Below are 20,398 nucleotides of genomic sequence, written 5' to 3' on the forward strand. Positions count from 1 at the left end.
GCGAAGACCGCAGCAGATCTTCGCCACTCAGCCGCGGCTCTCCGCGTTCGCGCGGCAGGCTCCGGACGCTCGGTGCCGAAAAGCAGGTGATCAGGGCGGTTGCGTGTCCGTAGGATCCGCACATGAGCGATAGCGTGGCGGAGGCGAACGAGGCGGGCCGGAAGCCGTGTTGGCGAGGGCGGAAAGTCGCCTTCGTTCCCGTGGAAGTCGATGACGCCGAACTGCTGCAGGAGTGGCGGTCCGATCCGGCAACCGCTCATGCGATGGGTATCTGGCCACGTTCGCTCACGTCGCTGCGGGAACGCATCGAGCGCTACCACGACGACCAGGACCGTGACGACTTCGTCGTCGTGCTTCCCGACGGCACGCCTGTCGGCCACGTGGCCCTGACCGAACAGGATGTCGCCGACGGTACGGCCGAGGTCGAGCTGATGCTGGCGCCGCAGCACCGCGGTCGCGGATACGGCACGGACGCAGTCGACGCGCTGACGGACCTGGCGTTCGGCGAGTTGCCCATGTACCGCCTTCAGGCGGTCACCCACACGGACAACGCGGCCGCGCTCGCCGTTCTCGTCAGGTCGGGGTTCGTCCAGGAGGGGATACGGCGATCCGCGTGTCTGCACCGGGGGCGCCGCCATGACGTCGCGGTGCTCTCACTGCTCCGCCCCGAGTGGGAGGCGCTGGCGCGCCCGAAGCCATGGGACCGCTGACCCACGCTGGTCCCGGCGCGCGGGCGCGTTGGCCGACGCGGTGTTCCTGGCGGGGGTACGTGTTACCCGGATCCGGTCAGTCCGGTTCATGCTCCGGGCCGCCGAAGTCGGGACTGGTGAAGTCCGGGCTGGTGAAGGTCGGGCGGGGGCCCGCCGCCGGGCCGTCGTCGGGGCTGGTGAAGTCCGGCCGGCTGTAGCCGATCTTCGGGATGCGGTGCTCCGAGCGGTGCGGGGTGCGTGCCGCGGGGCCGGCCGCGGGGTCGGCGAGCGCGTCTCTGAGGAATGGCAGAATGCCGCGCTCCAGCAGTGCGTGGCGCCACGCCTCCCTGGCACGCGCCACATCCTCCGGAAGCTCGCTCCCGGGATCTTCGGCGGGCTGCGACGTCGATCCGTTGCGCAGTGCGGTGACGAGCAGTCCGACGGCGGCGGCCAGGATGGCGGCGGCCATGACCGCCGCGAAGAACCAGCCCGCGGCGACCATGGTGGAGGCGAAGGACGGAGGCGGGCTGAGCAGTTTCAGCAGATAGCCGGCCAGCAGGAATATGAACGCGGCGGTGCCGGCGAGCACGGGGGCCAGAACCGTGACGACAGCTCCTATGCCGGCGCCCGACTGGCTCTGAGGGTTCATGCCGGACCCGGGACCGGCATCCTCGTCCATTTCCTCGTCGGGTCCGCGCAGCTCTTCGCGGGCCTTCACATAGTGCTCGTACTCGGTGGCGGCCGTTGCGGTGATCAGCGCCGTGGCGTCCAGCGCCATGGTGCGCAGCTGCACGGCGTTGAGCCGCTCGCCGACCGCGGCCAGATCCTGTCGTTCATGGGCATGGCGCAGTGCGTCGTCGAGGATCCGCTCGTACTCGGGGCGGTCCTCGGCCAGCAGGTGCGGAGCGCTGTTCATGTGCATCCCCCGATGCTCCGTTGGGCCTGAATGCCCGCGTGGACCGGGCAGTTGGGCGGAAACGGAGGAGAGCCTGCTACTGATACGCCGATGGTAGAGCGCCCACGGCACGGGGTGACAGGGGATTTCCGTAAATAGGCCCGGTGGTCGGCGCGGTCAGGTCGTGAAGCGTCTTCCCGGATGGACGTCAGTCATGCAGGGGCAGTTGGACGACCAGTAGCTTTCCGGCCATGGTCACTCCGCCGTCCATGGCGATGGCGAGCCCGTCCGCGTACACGTGCGGGCCGTCGACCACGGGACCGGAACCGTCCTCTCCGTCCTCCGAGCCGACCTCGCCGAGTAGGTACGGAATGGGGCTGTGACCGTGGACGATGCGCTGTCCGCCGTAGGCCGACAGCAGCTCCCGTACGGCCTGCGGCCCCGACTCGTCGCGGAAGGCGAACCGCTTCGTGAGCTTCCGGAAGAGGTCCCAGCACTCATCGGCGTCGTTACGCGTGAGAATGGCGTGCACGGTGTCGTTGACGTCCTCGATGGTACTGCCGTAGTCGAGGTATGCCGTTGTGTCGGAGTGGGTCAGCAGATGCCCGTCCTCCTCGACGATCGCGTCGAGCCGGGACATCCACTGGAGGTGGACGTCCTGGAGCCGCTCCATGTCGTTCTTCTGGCCGCCGTTGAGCAGCCAGGCGGCCTGGAAGGTGGCGGTGCCGGCGCCGGAGTTGACCGGGGTGTCGCCGAACCGCTTGGCGCCGATGAGTAGCAGTTCGTGATTGCCCATCAGGGCCTTGCAATAACCGCCCGCGGCCGCGGCCTCGGCGGAGAGGCGCATCACCAGGTCGATGACGCCGATGCCGTCGGGTCCCCGGTCGGTGAAGTCGCCCAGGAACCAGAGTCGGGCATTGCCCGCGGACCAGTTGCCCTCGGCGTCGATGAGGCCCTGCTCGGCGAGGGCGGCGTGGAGCTCGGCCAGATAGCCGTGGACATCGCCGACGACGTACAGCGGTCCGAGCCCCGGCTCCGGGGCGGGCCGCGGGTCGGGGACGGCCCGCACCTGGACGGTGTCACCGCGGTTGATCACCGGAAGGTCGCGTGCGGTGGGGGTGTACCCCTCCGGCAGCTCGCCTCCCGGAACGGCGTTGCCCGGATGCGGCGGTGAAGGCGGCACCGCAGTCTGCGCATAGGGCGGTACGCGGAAGTCACGCAACGTCGCAGTCCGCACCACGGGTTCCTGACCGGCCCCCTGTGTCATCGACCCCTCCACCACCGTCGCGCCGCCGTACACCTGACGGGCCCTGCTGGTCGGGGCGGTCCGCGGTGTCGTGCGCCCATCATAGGAATGCGAATCGTGCTCTGTGACGCACCAGGGGTGGTGAATCCCGGCGCACGTCAGGTTCACCGGCCGATTGGTCCGAAATCGCCTGATCAATCCCCGGCGGGGGAGCGGGGCGCACTGACCGTGGTGCGGGGTGGACGGCGTTGCGAGGACGTCCGGACGATGAGCTCCGTCGGTATGACCTGCTCCACCGGCCCGTCGTGTTGCACGCCTTCGATGGCGTCGATCAGGAGCTGGACGACCGCCGTGCCGATCCTGCGCGGCTTGAGCGAGAGGGTGGTGATGGGGGGCTCGGTCGTCGCGTACACGGTGGACTCGCTGCAGCAGACCAGCAGCAGGTCCTCGGGGACGCGCAGGCCGTATCGGCGGGCGGCGGCCAGCAGATCGGTGCCGTTGGGGTCGAAGAGCCCGTAGACGGCATCGGGCCGGTCCGGGCGGGCGAGAAGCCGGTCGGCGGCGACTGCGCCCGCGCACGGGTCGTGGGCGGGGTAGGACTCGTACACCGGGTCCTGGCCCACGCGCTCGCACCAGTGGAGGTACGCGGTGGTGGAGAGACGGGTGTACGTGTCGGTGGTGGTGCCGGTGAGCAGGCCGATGCGGCGCGCTCCGGCGGCGGCGAGATGGTCGAGGAGGTCGAGCACGGCGGCCCGGTGGTCGTTGTCGACCCAGGCGGTGACCGGGAGGGTGCCGGCCGGACGGCCGTCCGAGACGACGGGCAGCCCCTGGCGTACGAGTTCCGTGACGACCGGGTCCTGGTCGGAGGGGTCGATCACGACGGTGCCGTCGAGAGCGACGTTCGACCAGACGTCGTGGCGTGAGGTGGCGGGCAGGATGACGAGGGCGTAGCCGCGCGCGAGCGCGGCGGAGGTGGCCGCTCTGGCCATCTCGGCGAAATAGGCGAATTCTGTGAAGGTGAAGGGTTCGTCTCCGTAGGTCGTCACGGTCAGGCCGATGAGGCCGGACTTGCCGGTACGGAGGGTTCGGGCCGCGGCGGAAGGGCGGTAGCCCAGGCGCTCTGCGACCTCGCGGACATGGCGGCGGGTGGCGTCCGGGAGCCTGCCCTTGCCGTTGAGCGCGTCGGAGACGGTCGTGATGGAGACCCCGGCGGCGGCGGCCACATCCCGGATTCCCGCTCGTCCTTGCCGGCCGCTGCGCCGGGGTGTCTCCGACCGGCTCACCTGGTGCTTTCCTGCTGCTGTCATGGCGAGCCGATAGTAGGGCTCGGAAGGGAGGTTGACCCGGCCGCATATTCACTCATTGACAGGCACGTTTCTGCATGATCATTGCATATCAAATGCCTTGAAAAGCAAGGGCATTGGCGAGGTTGACCGTAGTGTGTCATGCGTCGAACCCGATGGGCCTACTAAATGGTCGATGTTTCGAAGAGGTCTCATCTCACCTCTTCGGGGGACGCGCGCCACGGAGTGAGCCACCGGCGCGCGTCAGAGAGGGAAGCGCTCCCCCCGTCCCCGGCCGCGCGGGGCGTTCGGGACGCTCCGGCCATTCGCAGCGGAGCCCAATCCTCATAAGGTGAGCAGTATTGATGTGTACAGACGGTCTAGGAGGACCTGCGGTGAGCGAGACGAGCCCCAAGCTGCGCGCCGAGCTGGACGGCGTCCCCGCCTATGTGCCGGGCAAGCCGGCTGCTGCCGGTGGACCGGTTGCGTTCAAGCTGTCCTCCAACGAGAACCCCTATCCCCCGCTGCCCGGGGTGATGGAGACCGCCCTGGCGGCGGCCGCGAACTTCAACCGCTACCCGGACATGGCCTGCACCGGTCTGATGAACGAGCTGGCCGACCGCTTCGGTGTGCCCGTCTCGCACCTCGCCACCGGAACCGGCTCGGTCGGTGTGGCGCAGCAGCTGCTCCAGGCCACCTCGGGTCCGGGGGACGAGGTCATCTACGCCTGGCGTTCCTTCGAGGCGTACCCGATCATCACGCAGGTCAGCGGTGCGACCTCGGTGAAGGTCCCGCTGACCGAGGGTGACGTGCACGACCTCGACGCGATGGCGGACGCGATCACGGACCGCACCCGGATGATCTTCGTCTGCAATCCCAACAACCCGACCGGCACCGTGGTGCGCCGGGCCGAGCTGGAGCGGTTCCTGGACCGGGTGCCGGGCGATGTCCTGGTGGTCCTCGACGAGGCGTACCGGGAGTTCATCCGCGATGCCGAGGTGCCGGACGGCATCGAGATCTACCGGGACCGGCCCAACGTGGCCGTGCTGCGGACGTTCTCCAAGGCGTACGGTCTGGCGGGTCTGCGGGTCGGTTTCGCCGTGGCCCACGAGCCGGTGGCGGCCGCGCTGCGCAAGACGGCGGTGCCCTTCGGGGTCAGCCAGCTGGCACAGGACGCGGCGGTCGCCTCGCTGCGTGCCGAGGACGAACTTCTGGGACGGGTCGGCTCCCTGGTGTGCGAGCGGAACCGGGTGCAGCGGGCGCTGGCGGACCAGGGGTGGACCGTTCCTCCGTCCCAGGCGAACTTCGTCTGGTTGCGGCTCGGGGACCGTACCGCCGACTTCGCCGCGGTGTGCGAGCGGGCCGGTGTGGTGATCAGGCCGTTCGCGGGCGAGGGGGTGCGGGTCTCGATCGGGGAGGACGAGGCGAACGACCTGTTCCTGAAGGCCGCGGAGTCGTACCGCAGGGAGCTGTAGAGCGGCGCAGGCAGCCTGCGCGCACCGGAAGGCCCAGGGCCCCGTACCTCGTTCGGCGAGGTACGGGGCCTTCGCGTTCGGGGCCGGGAGGTGCCAGGACCGGGGTGTTCCGGGAGTGTCTGCTTCGGGGTGATTGATCGGAACATCCCAAGAGGGGTACCCCGCCCGAACGTCCCGAAAGTCCGTGCGTCATAATTGCTTGTGAATGTGAACGCGTTCACAAGCGTGTCCTGTTCCTCCCGTGATTAGTCGGATTTAAGGGGCAGACTGCCGCTGTGACTACGGCGACGTAAGGAGACGACGACGTGGAGCTAGCTCTGGCGCCGGAAACCCTGGCGCGATGGCAGTTCGGTATCACCACCGTCTACCACTTCCTGTTCGTCCCTCTGACGATCTCTCTCGCCGCGCTCACCGCCGGCTTGCAGACCGCCTGGGTGCGGACGAACAACGAGAAGTACCTCAGAGCCACGAAGTTCTGGGGGAAGCTCTTCCTCATCAACATCGCCATGGGCGTCGTCACCGGCATCGTCCAGGAGTTCCAGTTCGGTATGAACTGGTCCGACTACTCGCGGTTCGTCGGCGACATCTTCGGTGCCCCGCTCGCGTTCGAGGCATTGATCGCCTTCTTCTTCGAGTCCACGTTCATCGGACTGTGGATCTTCGGCTGGGACAAGCTGCCGAAGAAGATTCATCTCGCTTGCATCTGGATGGTCTCCATCGGGACTGTCCTGTCCGCCTACTTCATCCTGGCGGCCAACTCCTGGATGCAGCACCCGGTCGGCTACCGGATCAACAAGGAGCGTGGCCGGGCCGAGCTCACCGACTTCTGGCACGTACTCACCCAGAACACCGCGCTTGCCCAGTTCTTCCACACCATCACCGCCGCCTTCCTGGTCGGAGGCGCGTTCATGGTCGGCATCGCCGCCTTCCATCTGGCGCGCAAGAAGCACATCCCGGTGATGCGGACCTCGCTGCGGCTCGGACTGGTCACGGTCGTGATCGCCGGACTTCTCACCGCCATCAGCGGTGACCAGCTCGGCAAGGTCATGTTCAAGCAGCAGCCGATGAAGATGGCCGCCGCCGAGGCGCTCTGGGAGGGGCAGAACTCGGCCCCCTTCTCGATCTTCGCGGTCGGCGATGTGGCCAAGGGGCACAACACGGTGGAGATCTCCATCCCGGGGGTACTGTCCTTCCTCGCGGATGACAGCTTCACCTCGTACGTCCCCGGCATCAACGACATCAACAAGGCCCAGCAGGAGAAATTCGGCCCCGGCGACTACCGGCCCAACATCCCGGTCGCCTTCTGGAGCTTCCGCTGGATGATCGGCTTCGGGATGGCGTCCTTCGCCCTCGGCATCCTCGGACTGTGGCTGACGCGACGGAAGTTCATGCTGCCGCCGGCGATGCGGACCGGTGAGGACGAGGTTCCCCATCTGGTCCTCTTCAAGAACAAGGCCCTCAGTCCGAAACTCGCCAGGTGCTACTGGATCCTCGCGCTCTGGACGATGCTCTTCCCGTTGATCGCCAACTCCTGGGGCTGGATCTTCACCGAGATGGGCCGTCAGCCCTGGGTCGTCTTCGGTGTGCTCCAGACCCGCGACGCGGTCTCCCCCGGCGTCTCGCAGGGCGAGGTGCTCACCTCGATGATCGGCTTCACCCTGCTCTACGCCGCGCTCGCAGTGATCGAGGTCAAGCTGCTCGTGAAGTACATCAAGGCCGGACCGCCGGAGCTCACGGAGGCCGACCTCAACCCGCCCACCAAGATCGGCGGCGACCATGACGATGCCGACCGGCCGATGGCCTTCTCCTACTGAGAGCAGAGGAGCTGAGAAATGGAACTCCACGACGTCTGGTTCGTACTCATCGCCGTCCTCTGGATCGGCTACTTCTTCCTGGAGGGATTCGACTTCGGGATCGGTGTCCTCACCAAGCTGCTGGCCCGCGACCGCAAGGAGCGGCGGGTTCTGATCAATACGATCGGACCCGTCTGGGACGGCAACGAGGTGTGGCTGCTCACCGCGGGCGGTGCGACCTTCGCCGCCTTTCCCGAGTGGTACGCCACTCTGTTCTCCGGCTTCTACCTGCCGCTGCTGATCATCCTGGTCTGCCTGATCGTGCGGGGTGTCGCCTTCGAGTACCGCGCGAAGCGGCCCGAGGAGAAGTGGCAGGCCAACTGGGAACACGCGATCTTCTGGACCTCGCTCATCCCGGCGCTGCTCTGGGGCGTGGCCTTCGGAAACATCGTGCGCGGCGTCAAGATCGGTGCCGACATGGAGTACGTGGGTAACTTCTGGGATCTGCTCAACCCGTACGCCATCCTCGGCGGACTGGTCACGCTCACCCTCTTCACCTTCCACGGTGCCGTGTTCGCGGGGCTCAAGACGGTCGGGGACATCCGGGAGCGGGCGCGCAAGCTGGCGCTGAAGCTGGGGCCGGTCACCGCGGTGCTCGCGCTCGGCTTCCTGATCTGGACCCAGATCGACAACGGCGACGGCTGGAGCCTGCTGGCGCTGATCATCGCCGCCGTCGCACTGATCGCCGCGATCGGCGCGACCGCGGCGGGACGCGAGGGCTGGGCGTTCGCGCTCTCCGGCGTGACGGTTGCGGCCGCGGTCGCCATGCTCTTCCTGGCGCTCTTCCCGAACGTCATGCCGTCCTCGCTGAACGACGCCTGGAGCCTCACGGTCACCAACGCCTCGTCCACTCCGTACACGCTGAAGATCATGACCTGGTGTGCGGGGATCTTCACCCCCGTCGTCCTGCTCTACCAGGGCTGGACGTACTGGGTGTTCCGCAAGCGCATCGGCACGCAGCACATCGCCGAAGCGCACTGAACGCACCCGGGGCCTGTCCGGTGCCGATCCGCCGGGCAGGCATCCCGGACCTGTCCGGCCTCGAACCGCCGGGCACGTATCCGGGGCCTGTCCTCGCCCGAACCGCCGGGCACGTATCCGGGGCCTGTCGGGACCCGGAGCGGCGGACAGGCCCCGGCCCATCGACCGAGTTCGCTAGGGGCTGTTTCACGTGAAACCGATCGACCCGCGCCTGCTCCGCTACGCGCGCGCCACCCGCCTCTTCCTGGCCGCCGTGGTGGCGCTCGGAGTCGTCGGGGCGGCACTGGTCATCGCCCGGGCCATGCTCATCGCCGACGTGGTGGTGGGCGGGTTCGAGGACGGGCTGACCGTCTCCGGACTGCGGACCCCGCTGATCCTGCTCGCGGCGGTGGCGCTCGGCCGCGCCCTGGTCTCCTGGCTGACCGAACTGGCCGCGTACCGGGCCAGCGCCGCGGTCAAATCCGAACTCCGCGGCCGGCTGCTGGACCGGGCCGCGGAACTCGGGCCCGGCATGCTGAGCGACCGGCGCACCGGTTCCCTGGTGACGCTCGCCACCCGGGGCGTCGACGCGCTCGACGACTACTTCGCACGCTATCTGCCCCAGCTCGGACTCGCGGTGGTCGTGCCGGTGGCGGTCCTGGCCAGGATCGTCACCGAGGACTGGGTCTCGGCAGCGATCATCGTGGTCACGCTGCCGCTCATTCCGCTCTTCATGATTCTCATCGGCTGGGCCACCCAGTCGCGGATGGACCGCCAGTGGCGGCTGCTCTCCCGGCTCTCCGGACACTTCCTCGACGTGGTCGCCGGACTCCCGACGCTGAAGGTGTTCGGCCGTGCCAAGGCGCAGGCCGAATCCATCCGCGCCATCACCTCGCAGTACCGGCGGGCCACGCTGCGGACCTTGCGGATCGCGTTCCTGTCGTCCTTCGCCCTGGAGCTCCTGGCGACCCTGTCGGTGGCCCTCGTCGCCGTCACCATCGGCATGAGGCTCGTGCACGGCGAACTCGACCTCTACACCGGTCTGGTGGTGCTGATCCTGGCCCCCGAGGCCTATCTGCCGATCCGCCAGGTCGGAGCGCAGTACCACGCGGCCGCCGAGGGGCTCTCGGCCGCGGAGGAGATCTTCTCGGTCCTGGAGACCGAGCCCCGGAGGGGTGGCACGGCAGACGTGCCGGAGTCGCTGAGGCTGGAGCTGGAGGGTGTGACCGTACGGCACGAGGGCCGCGGCGAGCCTTCGTTGGACCATGCCTCGCTGGTGGTGGACGAGGGCGAGACCGTTGCCCTGGTCGGCCCGAGCGGCGTCGGGAAGTCCACCCTTCTCGATGTGGTGCTGGGCTTCACGGCGCCCGACGAGGGGCGGGTACGGGTCGGCGGCGTCGATCTGGCGACCCTGGCCCCGGAACGCTGGCGGGAACGGATCGCCTGGGTCCCGCAGCGCCCGCACCTCTTCGCGGGCACGATCGCGGAGAACGTACGGCTGGCCCGGCCGGACGCCGACGACGGCGCGGTGACGGCGGCGCTGCGGGACGCCGGGGCGTACGACTTCGTGGCGGAACTGCCGGACGGCGCACAGACGCTCCTCGGCGAGGACGGTGCGGGCCTCTCCGCCGGTCAGCGCCAGCGGCTCGCTCTCGCGCGCGCCTTCCTCGCCGACCGCCCGCTGCTGCTGCTCGACGAGCCGACCGCGAGCCTGGACGGCGAGACGGAAGCGGGGATCGTCGAGGCGGTACGGAGACTGGCGCAGGGGCGGACCGTGCTGCTGGTCGTGCACCGCCCGGCGCTGCTTCCGCTGGCCGACCGGGTGGTGAGACTGGAACCTGGAGCGACACTCCGGCCGGAGAAGCCCGAGGGGTCCGTCGCCGTGCCACGTCCTGCGGACGCACCCGCCGCAGGACGTGCCGCGGCGCCGGAGCCCGAGACGCTGCGGGACACCGCGGCCCGCCCCGGACGGGTCCTCGCCCGGATCCGGGAAGCCGCCGGGGCGCAGCGCGGACAGCTGGCACTCGCGCTGCTGCTGGGAAGCCTCGCCCTCGCCTCGGCCGTCGGGCTCATGGCCGTCTCCGGCTGGCTGATCTCCCGCGCCTCCGAAGAGCCTCCGGTCCTCTATCTGATGGTCGCCGTGACCGCGACCCGCGCCTTCGGCCTCGGACGGGCCGTCTTCCGCTACGCCGAGCGCCTGGTGTCGCACGACGCGGTACTCAAGATGCTCGCCGAGTTGCGCGTCGCGGTCTACCGCGGGCTGGAACGCATCGCGCCGGCCGGCCTGCGCCGGAGCCGGCGCGGGGACCTGCTCTCCCGGCTCGTCGCCGATGTCGACGCCCTGCAGGACTACTGGCTGCGCTGGCTGCTTCCCGCCGGGACCGCCGTCGTCGTGGGAGCGGCGACTGCCGGGTTCATCGGCTGGCTGCTGCCGGCGGCAGGCATCGTGCTGGCCACCGGACTGCTGCTCGCCGGAGCGGGGGTTCCCCTGGTCAGCGGCGCCTGCTCCCGCCACGCGGAACGCCAACTGGCCCCCGCACGTGCCGATCTGGCCACCCGGATCACCGATCTGCTCGGCGGGACCGCCGAACTGACTGTCGCGGGTGCCCTGCCCGCCCGCAAGGCGCGGACCCGGGAGGCCGATGGCGTTCTGACCCGCATTGCCGCCCGCGCGGCGACCGCCACCGCGCTCGGTGGTGGCCTCATCGCCCTGATCGGCGGCCTCACCGTCGTCGCCACCGCACTCGTCGCCCTTCCCGCCGTGCACGATGGGCGGCTCGCGGGTGTGGAGCTCGCGGTCGTGGTGCTCACGCCGCTGGCCGCTTTCGAGGCCGTGACCGGTCTGCCGCTCGCCGTGCAGTACCGGCAGCGGGTCAAGCGCAGCGCGGAGCGGGTGTACGAGGTGCTGGACGCCCCGCCGCCCGTGCGTGAACCGGACAGCCCGGCCGGGACGCCCGGATCGCCCTTCCCGCTGGAGGTACGGGGGCTGTCCGCCCGTTACGCGGGAGCGGAAAGGGACGCCCTGGACTCCGTCGACCTGCGCCTGACGGCCGGTCGGCGGATCGCGGTGGTCGGGCCTTCCGGCTCCGGGAAGACGACCCTCGCGCAGGTCCTGCTCCGCTTCCTGGATGCACGGGAGGGGACGTACCGGATCGGCGGCGTCGACGCCTGCGCGCTGGAGGGCGACACGGTGCGGGGGTTCGTCGGGCTGTGTGCCCAGGACGCCCACATCTTCGACAGTTCCATCCGGGAGAACCTGCGGCTGGCCCGTACCGGCGCGTCGGACGAGGAACTGCGGGCCGCCCTCGACAGGGCACGGCTGCTCGACTGGGCCGAAGCGCTGCCCGACGGGCTCGACACCCTCGTCGGCGAACACGGCGCACGCCTCTCCGGCGGCCAGCGCCAGCGCCTCGCCCTGTCCCGTGCGATCCTCGCCGACTTCCCCGTACTCGTTCTGGACGAGCCCGCGGAGCACCTCGACCTGGCGACCGCGGACGCCCTGACCGCGGACCTGCTGGCCGCCACCCGGGGGCGTACGACGGTACTGATCACCCACCGCCTGCAAGGACTCGAAGCCGTCGACGAGGTGGTGGTGCTGGAGGCCGGCCGGGTCGTGCAGCGGGGCCCGTACGCCGATCTCGCCGCCGAGGAAGGCCCATTGCGCCGGATGCTGGAGCGCGAGCGGGAGACCGAAGGGGTGGCCGAGGAGGCGATGGGCGTACGGGTGTGAGCGGGAGAGCGCAGGGCTTCGGGGGAAGCCGTCGGCGCGTGGGTGTGAGCGGGATCGCGCAGAGGTTTTGAGGGGGCCGTCGGTGTGCGGGTGTGAGCGGGGCGGCACGAAAGCCGACTTTCCTCATCAATGCTTACTTTCCTCACTAATAGGTACTAACTAGTCTCGGGGTATGCCGGAGCCGGACCCGAAGGACTCACTCGAAGCCGCGACCCGGGCGACCCGCAGCCTGCAGGACCTGTCCACCGAACTCACCGCCCGGGTACCGCAGCTGCTGGAAGCCATGCGTTCCGTCGGCACGGGCCTCGAACTGCACTCCACCCTCGACCGGATCTGCCAGACGGCGGCCGAACTCGCCCACTCCCGCTACGCCGCCATCGGCGTCGTCGACGAGGAGGGCGAGGGGCTCTCCGATTTCGTCACCTACGGAGTGCCGGACGAGGTGGCGCACGAGATCGGCCGCCGCCCCGACGGGCACCACGGACTGCTCGCCGCGCTGATCCACGACCCTGTCCCGGTGCGGCTCGCCGATCTGACGGCCGATTCCCGGTTCGCCGGATTCCCGCCCGGCCATCCCCCGATGCGGACCTTCCTCGGCGTCCCGATCCGGTTCCAGGGGGAGATCTTCGGAAATCTCTATCTGGCGGAGAAGAACGGCGGGGGCGAGTTCAGCGACTACGACCTGCACATGCTGCGGGTGCTCGCCACGGAGGCCGGAATCGCCATCGGCAACGCCCGGCTGTACGAGGCGGCACGCCGGCGTGAGCGGTGGATCGACGGGTCTGTGGCGGTGACCACCGCCCTGCTCTCCGGCGGTGACGCCGATGACGCGCTCTCCGTCGTCGCCGAACAGGCCCGCCACCTCGCCGAGTCCGCCGCCGGGATCGTGCTTTTGCCGGCCGAGGGGGGCGGCTTGGAGATCGTCGCCGTCTCCGCGGAAGACTCCTGCGCCCCGCTGGGGGTGATCATCGGGCCGGAGAGCCCGGTGGTGGCGAGGCTGCTGAGCGGCGAGGCGGTCTTCATCGACGACTCGGCCACCGATCCCCGCATGATCACCAGGTCGGCCCAGCACTTCGGCCCGAGCATGCTGCTGCCCCTGCGCAGTGGAGGGCGGGTGCTGGGCGCGCTCGCCACCCCTCGCGCCCGGGGCGACCGGCCGTTCACGGAGACGGAACGGACCCTCGCCACCCAGTTCGCCTCGCAGGCCGCGCTCGCGTTGATGATGGCCGAGGCGCAGCGGGACCGGGAGCGGCTCGCGGTGTACGAGGACCGTGACCGGATCGCCCGTGATCTGCACGACCTGGTCATCCAGCGGCTGTTCGCCACCGGAATGATGCTGGAGAGCGCCCAGCGCCGGTCGGTCGTGCCCGAGGTGCAGACGGGTGTCGGCCGGGCGGTCGATGAACTGGACGTGACCATTCAGGAGATCCGTACCGCGATCTTCGCGCTGCAGCAGGAACCGGCCGAGGTGCCGTCCGGGCTGCGCACCCGCGTGCTGCGCGAGATCAACATGGCGGCGGTCCCGCTGGGGTTCAAACCCTCGCACCGTTTCCTCGGCCCGGTCGACTCGCTGGTCGGCGAGCTGACCGGCAAGAACTTGATCGCGGCGCTGCGCGAGGCGCTCTCCAACGCCTTCCGGCACGCGGAGGCCTCGTCGATCGATGTGGTCGTCGACGCGACCGTCGCACTGCCCGACGGGAGGGACGCGGTGCGGCTGTCGGTCGCCGACGACGGGGTGGGCATCCCGGAGGGCGGCCGGCGCAGCGGCCTGCGGAATCTGGCACGCCGGGCGGAAGCGCTCGGTGGCGCGAGTTGGTTCGGACCCGGCATCGGGGAGGACGGGGGCGGCACGACGGTGGTGTGGGAAGCGCCGATCTGAGGCCGCCGGGAGCTCCGGGGCCCGGCCCCGCAGGGGTGTCGGGGCGTGTCGGGGCGTGGGTTCCAGCGGTGCGCGTCGGCGTGGAGTATCGGGAGCGGTGTGCGCCTCAGTGCGGGGCGTCGGACGTCCGGTGCTCGGCGAGGATGCGCTCGATGACGACCGCGACGCCGTCGTCGCCGTTGGTGGCGGTCCGGCCGGACGCGGCGGCGAGCGCGGCCGGGTGGGCATTGCCCATCGCGTACGAGGTGCCCGCCCAGCTGAGCATCTCCACGTCGTTGGGCATGTCGCCGAAGGCGACGACCTCGGCGGGCGAGATGCCGCGCTCGGCGCAGCAGAGCGCCAGGGTGCTGGCCTTGGAGACCCCCGGGCCGCTGACTTCCAGCAGGGCCGTGGGGCTGGACCGGGTGAAGGAGGCCCGGTCGCCGGCTGCCGTACGGGCCAGGGCGAGGAAGTCGTCCGGAGCCAGTTCGGCGTGGTGGGCGAGGAGCTTCAGCGCGGGGGCGCCGGCGCCCGGTGTCTCCTCGTGGAGCAGTTTCTCGGCGACGGCGACGGTGGCACCCGGGTCCAGGTGGAAGGGCGGGTAGGCCGGCTCGTAGTGGATGCCGGTGGTCAGCTCGACGGCGAAGGAGGTGCCGGGGGCGGCGGCACGCAGGGTGTGCACGACGTCGAGGGCGATGTGGCGTGCCAGCGGGCGGACCTTGACCAGCTTGCCGTCCGCGTGCAGATCGGCCACCGCGGCGCCGTTCGCGCAGATCGCCAGGCCGTGGCCGTGGACATGGTCGCTGACGACATCCATCCAGCGCGCCGGGCGTCCGGTGACGAAGAAGACCTCGATCCCGGCCTCCTCGGCGGCGGCGAGCGCGGCGACCGTACGGTCCGAGACGGTCTTGTCGTCGCGCAGCAGGGTGCCGTCCAGGTCGGTGGCGATCAGCCGGGGAGCGGCAGGCGAAGGCGAGTCGGTAGCTGAGGTCACGGGCCCATTCTCGCGTACGACGGTGCACGGGCGTGCAGAGGGGCGCGCACATGAGGATGCGCGCCCCTGACCGGGGAGCATGCCTGACGCATATGCCAACAGGTCGGGTCGGGCCACGAGGTCCGGGCCGACCGGTCCGGTGCGAGCCGACCGGTCCGGTGCGGTCCGGTGCGAGCCGGCCCGTACTGGGTCCGCGGGCCGGCCCGCCCGGGCCCGTCCGAGCAGTTCGTGCTGGTCCGGGTGTCCGGTCAGCGGCCGAGCTGGGACAGGCCCTCGGTGGCGATGCGCTCGAAGATCTTCTCGTCCGCGGCGAAGTCGGAGTCGGGGACCGGCCAGTGAAGGACGATCTCCGTGAAGCCCAGCGCGAAGTGGGTGCCCGCGAAGTCCACGAAGGCGTCGAAGGACTTCAGCGGACGGTCCGGTGTGAAACCGGTGAGAAGAATCTTGTCCAGCTCGGCGACATCCCGGCCGCTGGACTCGCAGGCCGCGCCCAGCTTGGTGAGCTGCCCGCGCATGGCCTCCACGGACTGCTCCGGGGTGCCCGCTTCGTACAGCTTCGGGTCGCCCGTGGTGACCCATGCCTGGCCGTACCGCGCGGCGAGCTTCATCCCGCGCGGCCCGGTGGCGGCCACCGCGAAGGGCAGCCGCGGCCGCTGCACACAGCCGGGGATGTTCCGGGCCTCGTTCGCAGCGTAGAACCGGCCTTCGTACGTCACCGAGGGCTCCCGCAGCAGCTGGTCGAGCAGCGGTACGAACTCGTCGAAGTGATCAGCCCGTTCGCGCGGCGTCCAGGCCTCCTCGTCGCTCCGGCGCAGCGTCGTGGCATCGAATCCGTTGCCGCCGGCGCCGATGCCGAGGGTGACGCGTCCGCGGGAGACGTCGTCCAGCGTGATGAGGTCCTTGGCCAGCGTGACGGGGTGCCGGAAGTTGGGTGACGTCACGAGCGTTCCCAAACGGATACGCTCGGTTGATGCGGCGGCAGCGGTAAGGGTGGGTATGGCACCGAACCAGGGCTGGTCGCGGAAACTCCGCCACGACAGGTGGTCATAGGTGTAGGCGGCGTGGAAGTCGAGTTCCTCGGCTCGCTGCCACACTTTCTTCCCCTTGGCCCAGGGGTAGATCGGAAGGATCACGGTACTCAGACGCATGGGCAGAGCCTACGCGGCGGCCGAAGGTCGCCATCCTCACGTCCGGCGTCGACGAATTGTCCCGGTTGCGCGGCAGCAAGGTCCGGCTCATCGGCCTCTGACCGCAGCACTGTCCCGAAGTCGGTCACCGGAGTCGGCAAGAGCAGGGTGCCGGTCGGGTGCGCAGGTCAGCGCATGATGCATGAACGAGGCGCGATTGACGTGGACTTGTGCCCCACCGCCCAGGGGCCTGTCGTTCGTGTCACGCCTCGGTCTGCTGCCAGACCGCGGTGAGCGCTGCGATCGGGTCGGTATCGGCCGGTGCCGCGGGCCACCATTCGCCGTCGTCACCCCGGAGGTAGGGATACCAGCAGGTGTCGGGGCCCAGGCGCAGCTGGATGCCGTGGTCGGTGAGGGTGAGGCGGTTGCGCCAGGTCCGGAGAGGGCCGGGTGTGGTGGTCATCTCGGTGAGGGCTGTGGTCAGAGTGGCACGGGCGGCCGACATCGTCGCCGTGGTTGGGGCGTGGGGTTGTTCGGCGACGGTGAGGCCCGTCGTGCCGCCGTGGCGCCAGGCGCGGGTGAGGCGGGCGAACTCGGTCGGTCTGGTGCCGGTGTTCTCGATCAGGTGGTGGAACCACTCGGGGCCGGGGCTGCATGCGGCGATCCGTACCGCGTCCTGGTGCTGGGTCAGGTGCAGGTCGGCGGTGTCACCCGCGAGGAGCCGTACGGCGCGTGCGGCGGTGTCGGCTACGAGGTGCTCCAGGTCCGTGGAGGTGAGGCCGCTGCCGGGTGGTGGGGCTACGGGCAGTGTCGCGGTGTGGGCGGCCGGTGCGGGGAGTTCTGGCAGCCCGGGGGCGTGTTGGGCCCAGTCGGCGTACGCGGCGGAGGCCGGGACGCCGGTCGGCGGCGGGCTCGCTGCCTGCCGGGGCACCGTACGGCGCGCGCGCAGCTGGGCGAGAACCTCCTCACGGCCCCGGCCGCGCAGCGCGAAGAGCACGAACGGGTCGGTGTCGATGGCGGCGGCGATGGCGTAGCAGAGCGCGGCGGCGTGTTTGCAGGGGAATCCCCAGTCGGGGCAGGAGCAGTCTGGTTCGAGTTCGGTGGGCTGAGGGAGAAGGGGGACGCCCGCCAGGCGGGAGTCGTCGACGAGTTCGGCGGGCATCTCGCCGTCGAGGAGCGCCGCCAGATGCCCGGCACGGGCCGCGACGGTGTCGAGCAGGGTGTCCCACTGGGCGTCGGTGAGGACGGGCAGACGGACCGAGGAGCGGTACGGGCTCGGCCGGCTGCCCTGGACGGCGGCCTTCACCCGGCCCGGGGCGACATCGGCTGGGCCGACCTTGCCCTGACGGGCGTAGGTACGTCCGCGGGACAGGCGTCCGGCGTCCAGAGTGGAGTCCTCCAGGGCCGTCACCCATGCCTGGCCCCACCAGGTCGTGGCGAAGGCGCGCTTGCCGCGGGCGGGTGCGCGGCGCTGGCCGGGGAGTGAGCGGGTCATGACTGCCTTCCCAGGGCGACGAGTTCGGCGAGGTCGGCGTCGGACAGTTCGGTCAGGGCGGCCTCGCCGGAGCCGACGACGGCGTCGGCGAGCGCGCGCTTGGACTCCAGCAGCTGCGCCACCTTGTCCTCCACGGTGCCCTCCGCGATGAGCTTGTGCACCTGGACGGGCCTGTCCTGGCCGATGCGGTAGGCGCGGTCGGTGGCCTGGTCCTCGACCGCAGGGTTCCACCAGCGGTCGTAGTGCACGACGTGGGTGGCGCGGGTGAGGTTGAGCCCCGTTCCCGCCGCCTTCAGCGACAGCAGGAACACCGGTACCTCACCACGCTGGAAGCGCTCCACCATCTCCTCGCGCCGCACGACGGGAGTGCCGCCGTGCAGAAAGAGGGTGGGGGTGCCGCGTTCGGTGAGATGTTTCTCCAGGAGGGTCGCCATCTGCTTGTACTGGGTGAAGACCAGCACCGACTCGCCCTCGGCGGTGATGGTGCCGAGCAGCTCGTCGAGCAGGTCGAGCTTGCCGGAACGGCCGCCGAGCGGCGTGGACTGGCGCAGGTACTGGGCGGGGTGGTTGCAGATCTGTTTCAGCCCGGTCAGCAGCTTGAGCACCAGACCGCGGCGGGCGATGCCCTCGGATTCCGCGATCTTCGCCATGGTCTCGCGGACCACCGCCTCGTAGAGGCCCGCCTGTTCGGCCGTCAGCGCCACGACCCGCTCGGTCTCGGTCTTGGCCGGCAGCTCGGGCGCAATTCCCGGGTCGGACTTCCTGCGGCGCAGCAGGAAAGGGCGCACGAGACGGGACAGGCGTTCGGCGGCCTCGGGGTCCTCGCCCGACTCGATGGCGCGGGCGTGCCGGTCTCGGAAGGCAGCGAGGGTGCCGAGGAGCCCCGGAGTGGTCCAGTCGAGGAGCGCCCACAGCTCGGAGAGGTTGTTCTCCACGGGCGTGCCGGTGAGGGCGACGCGGGCGCGGGCGGGCAGGGCGCGCAGCTCGCGGGCGGTGACGGCATAGGGGTTCTTGACGTGCTGCGCCTCGTCCGCGGCGATCAGCGACCAGTCGGTCCCGGCGAGGGCTTCGCGGTCGCGGCGCAGCACCCCGTAGGTGACCAGGACGATCTCGTCGCCGGCCAGGTCGTCGAGGTGGCGCTCGCCGCCGTGGTAGCGGCGCACGGGAGTGGACGGCGCGAACCGGGCCGCCTCGCGTTCCCAGTTGCCGAGCAGGGAGGCCGGGCAGACGACGAGGGTGGGGCCGGCGGTCGCGGGGTCGGTCTGGCGGTGCAGATGCAGGGCGAGAAGGGTGATGGTCTTGCCCAGGCCCATGTCGTCGGCGAGGCAGCCGCCGAGGCCGAGCTCGCACATCTCGGCCAGCCAGGCGAGGCCCCGCTTCTGGTAGTCGCGCAACAGGGCCTTGAGCGCGGCGGGCTGCGGGGCGGGAGTACGTGACTCGGGATCGCGGATACGGGCGACGAGGTCGCCGAGCGCGCCGACCGCCTCACAGGGGATCTGCTCGCCGTCCCTTTCCACCTCACCGGTCAGCGTGGCACTCAGCGCCTCCATGGGCGTGAGCGGTTCCATCCGGCGGTGCCTGGCGCGGGCCACCAGCTTCGGGTCGGCGACCACCCACTGGTCACGCAGCCGGACCAGAGGGCGGCGCGTCTCGGCGAGGGCGTCCATCTCGGCCTCGGTGAGCGGCTCGCCGCCGAGCGAGATCTGCCAGCGGAAGTCGAGGAGTGCGTCGGCGTCGAGGAGCCCGCCCGCACTGGAGCCGGGGGCGGTGCGCTGCCCGATCCCCGCGGTCGCGGTGAGCGCCTTGACCAGCTCGCGCGGCCAGTGCACGTCGATGCCGGCCGAACGCAGTGTGTCGGTGGCGTCGCCCAGCAGGTCGAGGGCCTCGTCGTCGGACAGGCGGAGTTCGTCGGGAGCGGCGTCCCTCAGCAGCCGCTGAAGCGGAGGCCAGGCGCGGGCTCCGCGGCGCAGCGCCAGCAGCGTCTCGGTCTCGGCGCGCGGGCCGAGCAGCCGTTCCACCTCGTCCGGTTCGCTCCACAACCGGGCGGCCTCGACGACGAGCCCCGGATCCGCCGCGGTGTGCAGCTGCGGCACGGCCCGGAACACTCGGCGCCGTCCCTCCGGGGGGTCGACGCGCAAGGAGACGCCGACATCGGCGGTGAACGCGGCGGCGGTCTCCTCGGCCCACTCGCGCAGGGCGGGTACGGCACGCGTCTCGCGCCAGGCGTACGGCAGCGCCCCCATGGCGAGCGGTGCGGCCGGGGTGCGGACCAGGTCGTCGGCGACCGCGTCGCAGAACTGGCGTACCAGCGCGGCGGGTTCGGCGATCCGCACCGGAGGGGGGCCGGGCTCGGGCAGACAGTGGGCGTGGGGCGGGAACGCGGCGGCGAGGGCGTCCAGTGTCTGACGCTGGGCGGCGGTGAAAGGCCCCGCCTGCCAGGTGTCGTAGCCGGCGGGGGTGAGGGCGGGGTGGAGGCGGCCGTCGGCGAGCAGCCGGAGCGCGAGGCGGGCGGCGGCCTGCCAGGCGGCGGCGGACGGATTCAGCGGCCGCGCCCCGGTCAGGGCGGCGACGGCGAGGGCGGCGGGCAGCGCGTGGCCCGTCACCTTGCGCCGCCTGACCGAGCGGCCGTGCGGCAGCACCAGTTCCGCCGTGTCGGTCTCGACGCCGGTGGGTGCCGTGCCCTCGGCGGCGGCCGCCCCGGCCGGCTGCCACAGCAGCAGCCGGCCGAGGCGGGCGGGCTCGCCGGGCAGGAACACCGCCGCCCAGCCGTTGTCGAGCAGGCCCCGCGCCCAG

13 protein-coding genes are annotated in these 20,398 nt (G+C 70.7%); 6 read left to right on the plus strand and 7 right to left on the minus strand.

Going from position 1 to position 20,398, the window contains the following annotated elements:
• Nucleotides 1-122 precede the first annotated feature (122 nt).
• Nucleotides 123-710, plus strand: a complete 588-nt coding sequence (locus OG936_RS17425; RefSeq protein WP_406495774.1) for a GNAT family N-acetyltransferase — start codon at nucleotides 123-125, stop codon at nucleotides 708-710.
• 76 nt (nucleotides 711-786) lie between these two features.
• On the opposite strand, the gene OG936_RS17430 is transcribed toward OG936_RS17425, so the two are convergent.
• The 3 genes from OG936_RS17430 to OG936_RS17440 form a co-directional block, all read right to left on the minus strand.
• Nucleotides 787-1,611: a hypothetical protein gene (locus OG936_RS17430; protein WP_406495776.1), complete on the minus strand. Its 825-nt coding sequence runs from the start codon at nucleotides 1,609-1,611 to the stop codon at nucleotides 787-789.
• Nucleotides 1,612-1,792: 181 nt separating this feature from the next.
• A complete protein-coding gene (locus OG936_RS17435) occupies nucleotides 1,793-2,851 on the minus strand; it encodes a metallophosphoesterase (protein WP_406495778.1) in 1,059 nt (352 codons plus the stop codon).
• 173 nt (nucleotides 2,852-3,024) lie between these two features.
• On the minus strand, nucleotides 3,025-4,137 hold the full coding sequence (locus OG936_RS17440; RefSeq protein ID WP_406495779.1) for a LacI family DNA-binding transcriptional regulator: 1,113 nt from the start codon (nucleotides 4,135-4,137) through the stop codon (nucleotides 3,025-3,027).
• Nucleotides 4,138-4,508: 371 nt separating this feature from the next.
• On the opposite strand from OG936_RS17440, the gene hisC reads away from it, so the two are divergent.
• The 5 genes from hisC (at nucleotide 4,509) to OG936_RS17465 (ending at nucleotide 14,010) form a co-directional block, all read left to right on the plus strand.
• Nucleotides 4,509-5,588 carry a histidinol-phosphate transaminase gene (gene hisC / locus OG936_RS17445; protein ID WP_406495781.1) on the plus strand — a complete coding sequence of 360 codons (1,080 nt, stop codon included), beginning with the start codon at nucleotides 4,509-4,511 and terminating at the stop codon, nucleotides 5,586-5,588.
• 305 nt (nucleotides 5,589-5,893) lie between these two features.
• Nucleotides 5,894-7,402: a cytochrome ubiquinol oxidase subunit I gene (locus tag OG936_RS17450; protein ID WP_406495782.1), complete on the plus strand. Its 1,509-nt coding sequence runs from the start codon at nucleotides 5,894-5,896 to the stop codon at nucleotides 7,400-7,402.
• An 18-nt stretch (nucleotides 7,403-7,420) separates the two neighbouring features.
• The gene (gene cydB, locus OG936_RS17455) at nucleotides 7,421-8,422 is read left to right on the plus strand and encodes a cytochrome d ubiquinol oxidase subunit II (protein ID WP_406495784.1); all 1,002 of its coding nucleotides are present in this window, start codon (nucleotides 7,421-7,423) and stop codon (nucleotides 8,420-8,422) included.
• Between the two features lie 190 nt (nucleotides 8,423-8,612).
• Nucleotides 8,613-12,131 carry a thiol reductant ABC exporter subunit CydD gene (gene cydD / locus OG936_RS17460; protein WP_406495786.1) on the plus strand — a complete coding sequence of 1,173 codons (3,519 nt, stop codon included), beginning with the start codon at nucleotides 8,613-8,615 and terminating at the stop codon, nucleotides 12,129-12,131.
• Between the two features lie 172 nt (nucleotides 12,132-12,303).
• A complete protein-coding gene (locus tag OG936_RS17465) occupies nucleotides 12,304-14,010 on the plus strand; it encodes a GAF domain-containing sensor histidine kinase (protein ID WP_406495788.1) in 1,707 nt (568 codons plus the stop codon).
• Between the two features lie 106 nt (nucleotides 14,011-14,116).
• On the opposite strand, the gene OG936_RS17470 is transcribed toward OG936_RS17465, so the two are convergent.
• The 4 genes from OG936_RS17470 to OG936_RS17485 all read right to left on the minus strand — a co-directional run bounded on the left by OG936_RS17470 (nucleotide 14,117) and on the right by OG936_RS17485 (nucleotide 20,385).
• Nucleotides 14,117-14,983 carry a Cof-type HAD-IIB family hydrolase gene (locus OG936_RS17470; protein WP_406495790.1) on the minus strand — a complete coding sequence of 289 codons (867 nt, stop codon included), beginning with the start codon at nucleotides 14,981-14,983 and terminating at the stop codon, nucleotides 14,117-14,119.
• Nucleotides 14,984-15,231: 248 nt separating this feature from the next.
• On the minus strand, nucleotides 15,232-16,131 hold the full coding sequence (locus tag OG936_RS17475; protein ID WP_406495791.1) for an LLM class flavin-dependent oxidoreductase: 900 nt from the start codon (nucleotides 16,129-16,131) through the stop codon (nucleotides 15,232-15,234).
• 241 nt (nucleotides 16,132-16,372) lie between these two features.
• The gene (locus OG936_RS17480) at nucleotides 16,373-17,605 is read right to left on the minus strand and encodes an SWIM zinc finger family protein (RefSeq protein ID WP_406495793.1); all 1,233 of its coding nucleotides are present in this window, start codon (nucleotides 17,603-17,605) and stop codon (nucleotides 16,373-16,375) included.
• Nucleotides 17,602-20,385, minus strand: a complete 2,784-nt coding sequence (locus OG936_RS17485) for a DEAD/DEAH box helicase (protein ID WP_406500481.1) — start codon at nucleotides 20,383-20,385, stop codon at nucleotides 17,602-17,604. The genes OG936_RS17480 and OG936_RS17485 overlap by 4 nt, the downstream gene beginning before the upstream one ends.
• Between the last annotated feature and the right edge of the window lie 13 nt (nucleotides 20,386-20,398).

This window comes from Streptomyces sp. NBC_00846 (assembly GCF_045207325.1).
Lineage (GTDB): Bacteria > Actinomycetota > Actinomycetes > Streptomycetales > Streptomycetaceae > Streptomyces.